This window comes from Nitrospirillum amazonense (assembly GCF_007828045.1).
Taxonomy (GTDB): Bacteria; Pseudomonadota; Alphaproteobacteria; order Azospirillales; family Azospirillaceae; genus Nitrospirillum; species Nitrospirillum amazonense_C.
In genome coordinates this window covers 166,195-180,563 of record NZ_VITN01000011.1, presented here as the reverse complement: position 1 = coordinate 180,563, position 14,369 = coordinate 166,195, and the positions used below count along the sequence as shown (strand labels likewise).

The 14,369-nt window shown below is 66.7% G+C and carries 14 protein-coding genes; all 14 read left to right on the top strand.

Annotated features, from left to right (window positions below):
* Positions 1–151: 151 nt before the first annotated feature.
* The 14 genes from tsf (at position 152) to lpxB (ending at position 14,367) form a co-directional block, all read left to right on the top strand.
* A complete protein-coding gene (tsf, locus tag FBZ89_RS18060) occupies positions 152–1,069 on the top strand; it encodes a translation elongation factor Ts (RefSeq protein ID WP_145751266.1) in 918 nt (305 codons plus the stop codon).
* Positions 1,070–1,450: 381 nt separating this feature from the next.
* Positions 1,451–2,173 carry a UMP kinase gene (gene pyrH, locus FBZ89_RS18055; protein WP_276328573.1) on the top strand — a complete coding sequence of 241 codons (723 nt, stop codon included), beginning with the start codon at positions 1,451–1,453 and terminating at the stop codon, positions 2,171–2,173.
* A 2-nt stretch (positions 2,174–2,175) separates the two neighbouring features.
* Positions 2,176–2,733, top strand: a complete 558-nt coding sequence (frr, locus tag FBZ89_RS18050) for a ribosome recycling factor (RefSeq protein ID WP_186457425.1) — start codon at positions 2,176–2,178, stop codon at positions 2,731–2,733.
* A gap of 62 nt (positions 2,734–2,795) precedes the next feature.
* Positions 2,796–3,533 carry an isoprenyl transferase gene (locus tag FBZ89_RS18045; protein ID WP_145751265.1) on the top strand — a complete coding sequence of 246 codons (738 nt, stop codon included), beginning with the start codon at positions 2,796–2,798 and terminating at the stop codon, positions 3,531–3,533.
* Complete coding sequence (locus tag FBZ89_RS18040; protein WP_246172305.1) at positions 3,520–4,398, top strand: phosphatidate cytidylyltransferase; 879 nt, start codon at positions 3,520–3,522, stop codon at positions 4,396–4,398. The genes FBZ89_RS18045 and FBZ89_RS18040 overlap by 14 nt, the downstream gene beginning before the upstream one ends.
* Positions 4,389–5,603 carry a 1-deoxy-D-xylulose-5-phosphate reductoisomerase gene (locus FBZ89_RS18035; protein ID WP_145751263.1) on the top strand — a complete coding sequence of 405 codons (1,215 nt, stop codon included), beginning with the start codon at positions 4,389–4,391 and terminating at the stop codon, positions 5,601–5,603. Before FBZ89_RS18040 ends, FBZ89_RS18035 begins: the two co-directional genes overlap by 10 nt.
* A 208-nt stretch (positions 5,604–5,811) precedes the next feature.
* Positions 5,812–6,954: an RIP metalloprotease RseP gene (gene rseP, locus FBZ89_RS18030; protein ID WP_145751262.1), complete on the top strand. Its 1,143-nt coding sequence runs from the start codon at positions 5,812–5,814 to the stop codon at positions 6,952–6,954.
* A gap of 13 nt (positions 6,955–6,967) precedes the next feature.
* Positions 6,968–9,298 carry an outer membrane protein assembly factor BamA gene (bamA, locus tag FBZ89_RS18025; protein WP_145751261.1) on the top strand — a complete coding sequence of 777 codons (2,331 nt, stop codon included), beginning with the start codon at positions 6,968–6,970 and terminating at the stop codon, positions 9,296–9,298.
* A gap of 110 nt (positions 9,299–9,408) precedes the next feature.
* Positions 9,409–9,963 carry an OmpH/Skp family outer membrane protein gene (locus FBZ89_RS18020; protein WP_186457423.1) on the top strand — a complete coding sequence of 185 codons (555 nt, stop codon included), beginning with the start codon at positions 9,409–9,411 and terminating at the stop codon, positions 9,961–9,963.
* Between the two features lie 73 nt (positions 9,964–10,036).
* The gene (gene lpxD / locus FBZ89_RS18015; RefSeq protein ID WP_145751259.1) at positions 10,037–11,077 is read left to right on the top strand and encodes a UDP-3-O-(3-hydroxymyristoyl)glucosamine N-acyltransferase; all 1,041 of its coding nucleotides are present in this window, start codon (positions 10,037–10,039) and stop codon (positions 11,075–11,077) included.
* Positions 11,061–11,543, top strand: a complete 483-nt coding sequence (gene fabZ / locus FBZ89_RS18010; RefSeq protein WP_004273206.1) for a 3-hydroxyacyl-ACP dehydratase FabZ — start codon at positions 11,061–11,063, stop codon at positions 11,541–11,543. The genes lpxD and fabZ overlap by 17 nt, the downstream gene beginning before the upstream one ends.
* A 12-nt stretch (positions 11,544–11,555) precedes the next feature.
* On the top strand, positions 11,556–12,344 hold the full coding sequence (gene lpxA, locus FBZ89_RS18005) for an acyl-ACP--UDP-N-acetylglucosamine O-acyltransferase (protein WP_145751258.1): 789 nt from the start codon (positions 11,556–11,558) through the stop codon (positions 12,342–12,344).
* Positions 12,345–12,373: 29 nt separating this feature from the next.
* Positions 12,374–13,174 (top strand): LpxI family protein, encoded by an 801-nt coding sequence (locus tag FBZ89_RS18000; RefSeq protein ID WP_342780630.1) that lies wholly within the window; start codon positions 12,374–12,376, stop codon positions 13,172–13,174.
* Complete coding sequence (gene lpxB, locus FBZ89_RS17995; protein WP_145751256.1) at positions 13,171–14,367, top strand: lipid-A-disaccharide synthase; 1,197 nt, start codon at positions 13,171–13,173, stop codon at positions 14,365–14,367. Before FBZ89_RS18000 ends, lpxB begins: the two co-directional genes overlap by 4 nt.
* The last annotated feature ends 2 nt before the right edge of the window (positions 14,368–14,369 follow it).

Below are 14,369 nucleotides of genomic sequence, written 5' to 3'. Positions count from 1 at the left end.
CCGCCCCGCTTCGGGGCGGCTGTCATATGGGTGGCCCCCCGCTGGGGTGGCGACCCCGCGAATTTCCGGATGCGGACGGCGACGTCCCTCCGATCCCTGAGCAAAATCCCTGCGGACGCCTGTCCGCCCTGACGCGATGAGAGAGGCGAAGATGGCTGAGATTACGGCTGCGCTCGTTAAGGAGCTGCGCGAAAAGACCGGCGCCGGCATGATGGACTGCAAGAAGGCCCTGAACGAGGTCGCCGGCGACATCGAGGGCGCCATCGACTGGCTGCGCAAGAAGGGCCTGGCCGCCGCCGCCAAGAAGGCCGGCCGCGTCGCCGCCGAGGGCTTGGTCGGTGTCGCCTCCCAGGGCACCGTCGGCGCCGCCGTCGAGATCAACGCCGAGACCGACTTCGTCGCCCGCAACGACCTGTTCCAGGCCCTGGTGTCCGGCGTGACCAAGCTGGCGCTGACCGATGCCAACGTCGAGTCCCTGAAGGGCCAGGCTTTCGGCAACGGCCGCACCGTCGCGGAAGAGCTGACCCACCTGGTCGCCACCATTGGCGAGAACATGAACCTGCGCCGCGCCGCCCGCCTGTCGGTCACCGACGGCGTCGTCGCCACCTATGTCCACAACGCCCTGACCGGCGGCTTGGGCAAGATCGGCGTGCTGGTAGCCCTGGAGTCGACCGGCGACAAGGCCAAGCTGCAGGAGCTGGGCCGCCAGATCGCCATGCACATCGCCGCCGCCCGTCCGGAAGCCCTGGACATCGCCGACGTCGATACCGCCGCCCTGGACCGTGAGCGCAACGTGCTGGCCGACCAGGCCCGCGCCTCCGGCAAGGCCGAGGACATCATCGCCAAGATGGTGGAAGGCCGCCTGCGCAAGTACTACGAGGAAGTGGTGCTGCTGGAGCAGACCTACGTCATCGACCAGGAGACCAAGATCCGCAAGGTCGTCGAGAACGCCGCCAAGGACGTGGGCGCCCCGGTGAAGCTGACCGGCTTCGTGCGCTTCGTGCTGGGTGACGGTATCGAGAAGGAAGAGAGCGATTTCGCGGCCGAAGTGGCCTCGATGGCGCGCTGATCCTACAGCCGACCTGAGTTGAGTAAGACCGGCGCGTCCAGTGATGGGCGCGCCGGTTTCTTGGGTGCCCCTTGCCATGGTGGCCCCCAGGCCATCCCGGCACCATTTCTGTGTCAGCCCCGGATGGCGATTTTCCCGACAATTCCAAGTGAGTAGAGTGGCCGCCGGCGTGATCGTCCGCGCCGCTCTTTCGTGTGCTTCGGGCCCGGCGTCATTTTGGCGGCACAATTCGGGGCTCTGTTGTGCTGCCTTCCCGCAACGCCAGACTTGGCGGCGGGGGCAAGTTTGCAGTAGAGCTAACCCGGATCTGACCCCGGACACTCGTGGCTTCCCAACCCGGCTTGCCGCCGGGACCATCAACTGGCGAGAGGACCTGACCCCGTGGCTGCCCGATACAAACGCGTGCTATTGAAAATCTCGGGCGAGGCGCTGATGGGGGACCGTGAATTCGGTCTCGACCAGAAGGTCGTCAACCGCGTCGCCAACGAGGTGAAGACCGTCGTCCAGATGGGGGTCGAGGTTTGCCTGGTCATCGGCGGTGGCAACATTTTCCGTGGCATCTCGGGCGCCGCGTCGGGCATGGAACGCGCCACGGCCGACAATATGGGCATGCTGGCCACCGTGATGAACGCCCTGGCCATGCAGAGCGCGCTGGAGCGCATCGACGTGCCCACCCGCGTGCAGTCCGCCATCCCCATGGCCAGCGTGTGCGAGCCCTTCATCCGTCGCCGCGCCGTGCGCCACATGGAAAAGGGCCGGGTGGTGATTTTCGCCGCCGGCACCGGCAACCCCTTCTTCACCACCGACACGGCCGCGGCATTGCGCGCCTCGGAAATGGGTTGCGAGGCCCTGCTGAAGGGCACCAAGGTGGATGGCGTCTACACCGCCGACCCCAAGAAGGATCCGACGGCTGAGCGCCTGAGTTCCCTGAGCTACCTGCACGTGCTGTCCAACGACCTGCAGGTCATGGACGCGACGGCGATTTCGCTGGCGCGTGAGAACAACATTCCTATCCTCGTCTTTTCCATCCATCAGGAAGGCGGTTTCGCCGAAGTCATGGATGGAAGGGGTCATTTCACGATCATTACGGAAGAAGAGGCTTGAACGTGGCCGCCCCCGATATCGATGGCATCAGCCGGCGCATGGATGGCGCCGTGGAGAACCTGCGCAAGGAATTCGCCGGCCTGCGCACCGGCCGCGCGTCGGCCAGCCTGCTGGAACCGGTGACGGTCGAGGCCTATGGGTCGCACATGCCCCTGGTCCAGGTCGCCACCATCGGCGTGCCCGAGCCGCGCCTGATCACCGTGCAGGTGTGGGACCGCAGCATGGTGAAGGCCACCGAGAAGGCCATCCGCGAGGCTGGCCTGGGCCTTAACCCGCAGACCGAAGGCCAGACCATCCGCGTGCCCATCCCGGACCTGAACCAGGAGCGCCGCCAGGAACTGGTGAAGGTCGCCAACAAGTACGCCGAGCAGGCCCGCGTGGCCGTGCGCAACGTGCGCCGCGACGGCATGGACCTGCTGAAGAAGGCGCAGAAGGACGGCGACCTGTCCGAGGACGAGCACAAGACGTGGTCGGACAAGGTGCAGGCCCTGACTGACGCTCACATCAAGAAGATCGATGAGGCGTTCGCCGCCAAGGAAAAGGACATCACCCAGATCTGAGGTGGCGTCCCAGGTTCGCTTTCATTCCTACCCGTCCCGGTTCCAGTTTCTTCGAGAGTCCCATGTCCGGTGCCGCAGTGCCCCTGAACGCCCGCCCGCCCGCCCATATCGCCATCATCATGGACGGCAATGGGCGCTGGGCGACGCGCCGGGGCCTGCCCCGCACCGCCGGCCACAAGAAGGGCGTGGAGGCGGTGCGGCGTGTGCTGGAGGCGGCGCGGGAACTAGGCGTGTCCTACCTCACCCTGTTCAGCTTCTCGTCGGAGAACTGGAGCCGGCCGGAGGGGGAGGTCAGCGAACTGATGCACCTGCTGCGGTTCTACCTGCGGGGGGAAATCGCCACCCTGCACAAGAACGGCGTGCGGCTGCGCATCATCGGCGACCGGTCGCGCCTGGCGCCCGACATCGTCACGTTGATCACCAACGCCGAGACCCTGACGGCGAACAACACCGGCCTGACGTTGGTCATGGCGCTCAGCTACGGCTCGCGCCAGGAAATCGCCAACGCCGCCCGCCACTTGGCGGAAGAGGTGAGGGCTGGGCGCATGACGGCCGACCAGGTGACGGTGGAAAGCCTGGGCGCCTCGCTCTATACCCAGGACATCCCCGATCCGGACCTGGTGATCCGCACCAGCGGGGAAAAGCGCATCAGCAACTTCCTGCTGTGGCAGATGGCCTATGCGGAGCTGGTGTTCGTGGAAACGCTGTGGCCGGATTTCGGTCGCCAGGAATTGGATGACGCCATCCAGGAATTCCATCGGCGCGACCGCCGGTATGGGGCAACGGTTGGAACGCGCTGAAGGGCTGTTGGCCAAGCTGCCGGGTGATCTGAAGACCCGTATCTTCTCCGCTTTGGTCCTGGGGCCCCCGGTCCTGGTGGCCGTGTGGCTGGGCGGCATCGTCTTTCAGCTGGTGCTGGTGGCGGTCGCCGTCATCGCCGGTCTGGAATGGCTGCGCCTGGTGGTGCCGGGGCGCCAGCCCTGGGCCACGGCCATGGGGCTGATGACCATCCTGGTCACCCTCAGTGGCGAGTTCGTGGCCGGGCCGCTTTACGCCCTGGTCTTGCTGGCGGCGCAGACGGCGCTGTTGTGGTGGGCCGCCGCCGGCGGTCATCCGCATGCGCCCGAGGCGCAGGACGCGGGGCAGGGTGGCCGGCTGCCGGCGCCCATCCTGTTCGCGCTGATCGTGCCTTACGTCGGCGGCGGCTGTCTGGCGCTGGACTGGATCCGCAACCGGGCGGGCCCCGACGCCCCCTGGCTGTTTCTGTTCCTGCTGCTGGCCATCTGGGCTACCGATATCGGCGCCTATGCCGCCGGCCGCGCCATCGGCGGGCCCAAGCTGGCGCCACGCATCAGCCCGAAGAAGACCTGGGCGGGCCTTTTGGGCGGCATGGCGGCCGCGGCTTTGGTAGGGTTGGCCCTGTCACCGCTGGCGACTGTGTCCTCGCCCGGCGCGGGCGCCCTGGTGGCGGCCGTCATCGCGGTGGTGGGCCAGGCGGGCGACCTGTTCGAATCGTATATGAAGCGCCGGTGCGACGTGAAGGACAGCGGCTCGCTGATCCCCGGGCATGGCGGATTGTTGGATCGCATTGATGGGCTGGTCATGGCGGCGCCGGTGTTCGCGCTGTTCCACGCCCTGATTGGGGAGAATGGGTCATGGTGGTGAGTTCCCTGCAGGCCGTTGTGGCGCCGGAGGCGGCGGCCGCCGCCGTTCCAGCCGCGCGCACGGTGACCATCCTGGGCTCCACCGGCTCGGTGGGCTGCAACACGGTCGAGCTGGTCGCGGCCGACCCGGAGAAGTACCAGGTCGAGGCGCTGGTGGCCCGCAAGAACGTGGATCTGCTGGCCCGCCAGGCCAAGGAGCTGCGCGCCAAGGCCGCCGTGGTGGCGGATGAGGCCCATTACGCCGCCTTGAAGGACGCGCTGTCCGGTACCGGCATCGAGGTCGCCGCCGGTGCCCAGGCGGTGGTGGACGCCGCCGCGCGCCCCGCGGACTGGGTCATGGCCGCCATCGTGGGCGCCGCCGGCATGGAACCGACGCTGGCTGCCGCCCGTCGTGGCGCCACCGTGGCCTTCGCCAACAAGGAGGTGCTGGTCTGCGCCGGGGCGCTGATGATGGCCGAGGTGAAGCGCCATGGCGCCACCCTGCTGCCGGTGGACAGCGAACACAGCGCCATCTTCCAGGTCTTCGACTCCGAGCGGGTGGAGGGCGTGAGCCGCCTGATCCTGACCGCCTCGGGCGGGCCCTTCCGCAACAAGACGCGCGAGGATATGGCCCGCGCCACGGTGAAGGAGGCGGTGGCCCACCCCACCTGGGACATGGGCGCCAAGATCTCGGTCGACAGCGCCACCATGATGAACAAGGGGCTGGAGGTCATCGAGGCCCACCATTTGTTCGGCATGCCCGAGGATAAGATCGACGTGCTGGTCCACCCGCAGTCGGTGGTGCACAGCCTGGTGGAATATGTCGACGGTTCCGTCCTGGCGCAGCTGGGCACGCCGGACATGCGCACGCCCATCGCCGTGGCCCTGGGCTGGCCGCGCCGCATCGCCACCCCGGGTGATCGCCTGAACCTGGTGACCGCCGGCCATCTGGAGTTCCACGCCCCCGATCCGGAGAAGTTCCCGGCGCTGCGCCTGGCGCGCGAGGCCATGCGGGCCGGCGGTTGCGCCGCCTGCGTCATGAACGCCGCCAACGAGATGGCCGTGGCCGCCTTCCTGGATGGCCGCATCGGCTTCCTGGATATCGAGCGTATTGTCGAGCACACGATGACGACAGTGCCGCATTCCCGCCTTAATTCACTGGACGATGTGCGCGAAGTCGATACCGTTGCGCGGCGGGTTGCGGCTGAAGCGATTCAGGCGCGATAGGAAACGGGGGTCCCGGCCGTTCAAGGATGACCGGGGCCTGCCGGCCAGGTTGCGAAGCCGCTGCCGGTGACGTTTTGTTCACCAACGCGGCGCACCATCGCGACCAGGCAAACAGGCCCTCTTCTCATGCGTGTCCCAGTTTCCGCGCCGGAAGGCGGGGTGAGGCGGGGAAGCCCTGAAGGAGGGGGTGTTATTGGAGTTTGGGACGATGCATCAGATCGTGAACTACGCCAGCACCTATGGGGGCACCTTCCTGGTGGTCTTGACCGTCCTCGTGTTCGTGCACGAGTTCGGCCATTACTATATCGCGCGCCGCAACGGCGTGCGGGTGGATGTGTTCTCCATCGGCTTCGGTCCGGAAATCTGGGGTTTCAACGACCGCGCCGGCACGCGCTGGAAGTTCAGCCTGATCCCGCTGGGCGGCTACGTGAAGATGTTCGGTGACGCCGACGCCGCCAGCCGGCCCGGCGCCGAGACCCGCTCCATGACGCCGGAAGAGCGTGCCGTATCCTTCCACTACAAGCGGGTGGGCCAGCGCGCCGCCATCGTGGTGGCGGGCCCCATGGCCAATTTCCTGTTCGCCATCGTGGCCCTGTCGCTGCTGTTCATGTTCTACGGCCAGCCCTACACGCCCGCCGTGCTGCAACAGGTGGAGCCCGACAGCGCCGCCGCCGTGGCCGGCCTGCAGGCGGGCGACCGCGTGCTGGAACTGGGCGGCCACAAGATCGAGCGGTTCGAGGACTTGCAGCAGATCATCGCCATCAATCCGGATGTGACCCTGGATGTGAAGGTGCAGCGCGGCGACGCGCAGGTTGATCTGCGCGTCACGCCGCGCGCCGTGGAATCGGAAGACCGTTTCGGTAACAAGAGCCGCATCGGCCGCCTGGGCGTCATCCGCGGGCAGGACGAATACCATCGCCGCGACCCGCTGAACGCCGTGTGGGCGGCGTGCAAGGCGACCTGGGCCCTGATCACCGGCACGCTGGACGCCGTGGGCCAAATGATCGCGGGCAGCCATGGCACCGAAGATCTCGGCGGGCCGCTGCGCATCGTGCAGATGTCTGGACAGATGGCGCAGTTGGGCCTGGTCCAAGTCATCTGGTTCATGACCGTGCTGTCGGTGAACCTGGGCCTGATCAACCTCTTCCCCGTCCCCATGCTGGACGGCGGACATCTTATGTACTATGGCCTGGAAGCTTTGCGGGGCCGTCCCCTGGGCGAGCGCGCTCAGGAATATGGTTTCCGGATCGGCCTGGCTTTGGTACTTAGTCTCATGATTTTCGCCACTTGGAACGATCTGATCCACTTTGGCGTGGGCAGTTTCGTTAAGTCTCTGATTTCCAAAGTTTGACCGGGGGAAATAATTGGGTTCGGTTTCGAGAGTAGCGGCGCTGTGCCTGGCTATCGCCGGCACCACCGCAACGTCAGCTGTCGCTCTTTCGTCCGGTGCCTGGGCTCAGGAGATCCTGTCCGGTGGCGTCATCAAGGACATCCGCGTCGAAGGCACCCAGCGTATCGAGCAGGCCACGGTCCGCTCCTACCTGGTCGTGTCGCAGGGCGATGCCTTCAATCCGGACAAGATCGATGAATCGCTGAAGGCCCTGTTCGCCACCGGCCTGTTCGCCGACGTGACCCTGCGTCGCGACGGCGACACCCTGGTGGTGGCCGTGGTCGAGAACCCGATCATCAACCGCGTGGTCTTCGAAGGGAACAAGCGCGTCAAGACCGAGGACCTGCAGTCCGAAGTCCAGCTGCGCTCGCGCCTGGTGTTCACCCGATCCCGCGTGCAGCAGGACGTGCAGCGCATGCTGGACGTCTACCGCCGTAACGGCCGCTTCGCCGCGCGCATCGAACCCAAGATCGTCCAGCTGGAACAGAACCGCGTCGACCTCGTGTTCGAGATCGATGAAGGCCCGCTGACCGGCGTGCAGCTGATCAGCTTCATCAACAACAACATCTATGACGACAGCGACCTGCGCAATGTCATGGTGACCAAGGAATCGCGTTGGTGGCGCTTCCTGTCCAGCGACGACACCTATGATCCCGATCGCCTGGCTTATGACAAGGAACAGATCCGCCGCTTCTATTTCCGTAACGGCTACCCCGATTTCCGGGTGATGTCGTCGGTCGCGGAACTGACGCCGTCGCGCGACAAGTTCTTCATCACCATGGCCCTGGACGAGGGCAAGCGCTACAAGTTCGGCAAGATCGAACTGACCAGCGCCATCAAGGACATCGATCTGGCCCCCCTGCGGGAGGTGATCGAGACCAAGGAAGGCGACTGGTTCAACGCCGACAAGATCGAAAGCACGATCAACAAGCTGCAGGACAAGCTGGGCGACCAGCAGTACGCGTTCGTGCAGGTGGATCCCAATGAGGAACGCCACGCCGACACGCAGACCGTCGATCTGCACTTCGAGATCAACCCCAGCCCGCGGGTGTTCGTCGAGCGCATCGACATCAACGGCAACCTCATCACCCTGGACAAGGTGGTGCGGCGCGAGTTGCTGCTGGCCGAAGGCGACCCCTTCAACGCGTCCAAGGTCAAGCGCTCCGAGCAGCGCGTGAAGGACCTGGGCTTTTTCGATGACGTCAAGATCAAGCCGAGCGAGGGCAGCACGCCCGACCAGGCGGTGTTGACCGTCGATCTCAGCGAACAGTCCACCGGCGAAATCCAGGTGGGCCTGGGTTACTCCACCACCGAAGGCGCGCTGATCGACTTCTCGATCCGCCAGCGCAACTTCCTGGGTACGGGCCAAGACATCCGTTTCTCGACGATGTGGTCCTACTACTCCAAGGAATTCACCATCTCCTATACCGATCCCTATTTCATGAACCGGGATCTGGCGATGGGCGTGGACCTGTTCCGCACGGACCGCAACGCCAACACGACGGAAGAGTCCTACAGCTACGACATGTCCAGCACGGGCTTCGACATCCGTGCCGGCTTCCCCATCTCCGACCGCTTGCGCGAACTGGTGACCTACACGCTGTCCCACACCCGGATCAGCGACATCACCTATGAGACCACGCGCTTCGTGCAGGAGCAGGTGGGTGCGACGACGACCTCGTCCATCCAGTCCGCCCTGACCTTCGACGCCCGTGACAGCCGCCTGAAGCCCACCTCCGGTTACTATTTCACCATCACCAACCAGGTGGCGGGCCTGGGCGGCAGCGTGCACTTCCTGCGCAACCGCCTGACCTCGGGTATCTACTTCCCGCTGTTCAGCAATGTCGTGCTGAAGGTAGAGGGCGAGGTCGGCTACATCCTGGGCCTGGGCGGTGAGTTCGTGCGCATTCAGGACCGCTTCTTCCTGGGCGGCGACACCCTGCGCGGCTTCCAGGTGGCCGGTGTCGGCCCCCGCGCCTTCAGCAGCAACGGCGGCAACGACGCCCTGGGCGGTAAGCGTCTGGTGCGCGGCACGTCGGAAGTCACCTTCCCGCTGGGCTTGCCGGAGGAACTGGGTGTGGACTTCCACGTCTTCACCGACATCGGTGCCCTGGACCAGAGCGGTGAGTCGCCGTTGCCGGGTGACGATTTCCATGACGAGTTCGCGTTCCGCGCTTCCTCGGGCGTGGGCGTGTCCTGGAAGTCGCCCTTCGGCCCCATCCGTATCGACTTGGCCTATCCGTGGATGAAGAAGAGCTACGACCGCATTCAGCAGTTCCGCTTCAGCTTCGGTTCGCAGTTCTAAGAACGAAGGGACGGGACATGATGGCGTTTGCACGCCGCACCACACCCCCGGCCGTTTGCCTTTCCCATGCGAGGGCCGCCTTGGCGGCCCTCGTTCTTGGTTTTGGGGGCTTGGTACCCGCACATGCCGCCCTGGCGGCGGCTCAGCCTAAGGCGCCGGCCAAGCCCGTGGCCAGCGACGGCCAGCAGAAGCCGGTCACGACCATCGCCGTGGTGGACGTGCAGTTCCTGCTGGAAAAGTGCTCCGCCATGCAGAGCATGAAGCGGCAGGACAGCGAGCAGACCCAGAAGTTCCAGGCGGAACAGTCGCAGCAGGAACAGTTCCTGCGGCAGGCGGAAAAGGAACTGGCCAGCCAGCGGACCAAGCTGGGCCAGGAAGATTTCGACGCCAAGCGCAAGGACTTCGAACAGCAGGTGGCCGAGGTGCAGCGGCGCCTGCAGGAACGCAAGCGCCAGTTGGACAACGCCTTCGCCGCCGCCAGCGCCCAACTGCGCGACAACATGGTGCGCGTGGTGGGCGAGGTGGCGCGCGAGAACGGCTTCACGCTGGTCATTCCGCGATCCAACATCATCTACATGGCGGACGATGCGCTGGACATCACCAACACCGTGTTGTCACGCTTGAACGCCACGTTGCCGCAGATCACGGTCAACGTTCCGAACTGACCGGCACCCGGGCGCCCTGTCGAAGGGATGGCGCGTCCGGGCGCGGTCGCTGCCGTTGAAAGGTGCCGTTCCCATGGCCGATCCCCGTTTCTTCAACCGGGCCGGGCCCTACACCCTTGCCGAACTGGCGCGGCGTTCCGGCGCCGAGGTGGCGCCGGGCAGCGACCCGGACCTGGTCCTGAGCGACGTCGCCGCGTTGGACGCCGCGGAGCCGGGCCAACTGAGCTTCCTCGACAACAAGAAGTACGTGGCCGCCTTCAGCGCCACGCGGGCGGGTGCCGTAGTGGTGCATCCAGCACTCGCGTCCAAGGCGCCGGCGGGTGTGGCGCTGCTGCTGTCGCGCAATCCTTACAAGGCCTACGCCTTGTGCGCCCAGGCCTTCTACCCGGCGACCGCCCCCTCGGGGAAGATCAGCCCCGGCGCCTATGTCGATCCCAGCGCCGAGGTGGGGGAGGGGACGGACATCGCCGCGGGCGCGGTGGTGGAGGCGGGGGCCGTCATCGGCGCCCGCTGCCGCATCGGCCCCAACGCCACCATCGGCGTGAACGTGCGGCTGGGGGACGACACCGTCATCGGTGCCAACGCCTCGCTGACCCATTGCATCCTGGGGGCGCGGGTCACGATATATCCCGGCGCCCGCATCGGCCAGGACGGCTTCGGCTTCGCCATGGACCTGGGCGGCCATGTGCGCGTGCCGCAGATGGGGCGGGTGCTGATCGAGGATGACGTGGAAATCGGCGCCAACGCCACGGTGGACCGGGGTGCCGGGCCCGACACGGTCATCGGCCGGGGCTGTATGATTGATAATTTGGTGCAAATCGGGCACAACGTGCACCTCGGTGCCGGCTGCGTCATCGTGGCCCAGGCGGGGATATCGGGCAGCACCAAGCTGGATCATCATGTCGTGCTGGCGGCACAGGCCGGCGTCACGGGGCATTTGAAGATCGGCGCCGGCGCGCAGATCGCGGCACAAAGCGGTGTCATGCGGGACGTGGGGCCGGGGGAAAAGGTCGGCGGTTCGCCGGCCGTGCCCATGCGGCAATGGTTGCGCCAGGTAGCGGCGCTGGGCCGCCTGGTGCGGGGTAGGAATGAAGGTGATGGACGTGACGACTGAAGAGCAGAAGGTTCCTGGCAAGGTACCCGATTTGGACATCCTGCGGATCATGCAGATGATCCCGCACCGCTATCCCATGCTGTTGATCGACAAGATCGTCGACATCATCACGGGTGAGAGTTGCACGGGCATCAAGAACGTCACGATCAACGAGCCGTTCTTCACCGGCCACTTCCCGCAAAAGCCCGTCATGCCGGGCGTCATGATCGTGGAGGCCATGGCCCAGACCTCGGCCGTGCTGGTCATGCACACGCTGGGTGAGTCGGCGGAAGGCAAGCTGGTCTACTTCATGTCCATCGAGGAGGCGAAGTTCCGCCGCCCGGTGGTGCCGGGCGACCGCGTCGAGATCAAGGTCCAGAAGATCCAGAACCGCCGCAACGTGTGGAAGTTCAAGGGCGAGGCCTGGGTGGACGGCCAGCTGTGTGCCGAGGCCACCTATGCCGCCATGATCGTGATGGACAGCTAGGCCTTATCCGTGATGAGCGAGACCGTGATCCACCCGACCGCCGTGGTCGATCCTGCCGCCCAGATCGGCGCAGGGGTCAAGATCGGCCCCTACTGCGTGGTCGGTCCCCACGTCACGCTGGGGGATGGCGTCGACCTGAAAAGCCATGTGGTGGTGGAAGGCCGCACCCAAGTGGGTGCCGGCACCGTCATCTATCCCTTCGCCTCCATCGGTCACGCCCCCCAGGACCTGAAGTTCAAGGGGGAGCCGGCGGAGCTGATCGTGGGCCGCAACAACCGGATCCGAGAGCATGTGACCATGCACATCGGCACGGAAGGCGGCGGCATGGTCACCCGCGTGGGCGATGGCTGTCTGTTCATGGCCTCGTCCCACGTGGCCCACGACTGCATCGTGGGTGACAATGTCATCCTGGCAAACAACGCCACCCTGGGCGGCCATGTCGAGGTGGGGGACAACGCCATCCTGGGGGGGCTCTCGGCCGTGCACCAGTGGGTGCGCATCGGCGCCCACGCCATGATCGGCGGCATGTCGGGCGTGGAAAGCGACGTCATCCCCTATGGCCTGGTGAAGGGCGACCGCGCCTTCCTGGCGGGGCTGAACCTGGTGGGACTGACCCGCCGCGGCTTCACCCGCGAGGATGTGAATGCCCTGCGCACCGCCTTCGACGGCATCTTCGGCCATGAGGGCACGCTGGCCGACCGCATGGCGGCGGTGGAAAGCGCGCACCCCACCCCGGTGGTGGGGGAGGTGCTGGACTTTATCCGCGGCCGTGGCGGCCGCGCCCTGTGCCAGCCGCGCTGATGCCGGATACCCCCGTAAAACTGGGGATCTTGGCGGGCGGGGGCGACCTGCCCAGCCGGCTGGTCGACACCTGCCGCGCCCTGGGGCGCCCGGTTTTCGTCGTGGCCCTCGACGGCCAAGGCGCCACCGTGCCCCCTGACGTGCCCCAGGCGACCTTCCGCATCGGCGCCGCCGGCGCCATCCTGGACCGCCTTCGCGCGGAGGGCGTGGGGGAGATCGTGCTGGCCGGCCGCGTGCGCCGGCCCAGCCTGGCCGAAATGCGGCCCGACTGGTTCGCCGCCAAGTTCTTTGCCCGCATCGGCGCCAAAGCCTTGGGTGACGACGGCATCCTGCGCGCCCTGGTGGCGACGCTGGAGGAGGAGGGGTTCGCCGTCGTGGCCGTGCAGGCCCTGGTGCAGGGGTTGCTGAGTCCCGCCGGCCCCATGGGTGCCTTGGCGCCCGACGCCGCCGCCGAGGCCGATATCCACCACGGCGTGGCCGTGGCCCGCACCCTGGGCCTGCTGGATGTGGGCCAGGCGGTGGTGGTGCAGCAGGGCCTGGTGCTGGGGGTTGAGGCCATCGAGGGCACCGACGCCCTGATCGAACGCTGCGGCGGGCTGCGGCGCGCGGGGCCCGGCCCCATCCTGGTCAAAATGCGCAAACCCCAGCAGGACATCCGCCTGGATCTGCCCACCATCGGCGTTACAACGGTGCGGAAGGCGGCGGCCCATGGCTTCCGCGGCATCGCGGTGGAGGCGGGCGGCACCCTGACCTTGGGCGCTGAACAGGTGGCCCAGGCGGCGGACGCCGCCGGCCTGTTCGTCACTGGTATTGTTACGGAGGCGGTATGAACGAGGATGTGCCGTTGGTCTTCCTCGTCGCGGGGGAGCCGTCGGGCGACGTGCTGGGTGGCCGGCTGATGCTGGCCCTGAAGCAGGAAACGTTTGGCGCCATTCGCTTCGCCGGCATCGGCGGGGAGCGGATGAAAGCCCAGGGCCTGAAAAGCCTGTTCCCCATGGAGGAATTGGCCCTGTTCGGCCTGGCGGAACTGCTGCCCAAGCTGCCAAGCCTGCTGCGGCGTATGAAGCAGACGGAACAGGCCATCCTGGACATGAAGCCGGCGGCGGTGGTGACCATCGACGCGCCGGACTTCTGCTTCCGCGTGGCGCGCCGGGTCAAGAAGGCCAACCCGGACATTCCCCTGATCCATTACGTGGCGCCGACCGTCTGGGCCTGGCGCCCAGGGCGTGCCGCCAAGATCGCCAAATTCCTGGACCACCTGCTGGCGCTGCTGCCGTTCGAACCCCCCTATTTCGAGAAGGCGGGCCTGGACTGCAGCTTCGTGGGCCACCCCATCGTGGAGAGCGGCGCCGACGCCGGCGACGCCGACCGCTTTCGCGCCAAGCACAACCTGGAATCCGACACCCGGATCATTACCATCCTGCCGGGCAGCCGCCGCAGCGAGGTGACTAAGCTGCTGCCCGATTTCAAGGGCGCGCTGGACATCCTGGCGCCGCGCCTGCCGCGCGTGGTGGCGGCCGTGCCCACGGTGCCCGCCACCAAGGCCCTGGTGGAGGAGGCGGTGAAAAGCTGGCCGCTGCCCGCCGTGGTGGTGGAGGGTGACCAGGACAAGTACGACGCCTTCGCCGCCAGCGAGGCCGCCCTGGCCGCGTCCGGCACGGTGGCGCTGGAACTGGCGCTGGCCCGGCTGCCCGCCGTCATCGCCTATCGCATCCATCCGCTGACCTACCGGCTGTATCGCGGCCTGATCAAGGTGCGCTTCGTCAATCTGGTCAACATCATGCTGAACCGCATGCTGGTGCCGGAGTTGCTGCAGGAGGAATGCCGGCCATCGCGCCTGGCGGAGGCCTTGGGGCGCCTGCTGGACGACCCCGCCGCCCGTCAGGAACAGATTGAGGGCGTGGCCGAGGTGGCCGCCTGGCTGGGCCAGGGGGATACCCCGCCCAGCCGCCGCGCCGCCGAGGTGGTCATGCGGGTGATCCACGCCCGCGAGCGCGAGGCGGAGCAGGCGGGGCTGGCGTAAGC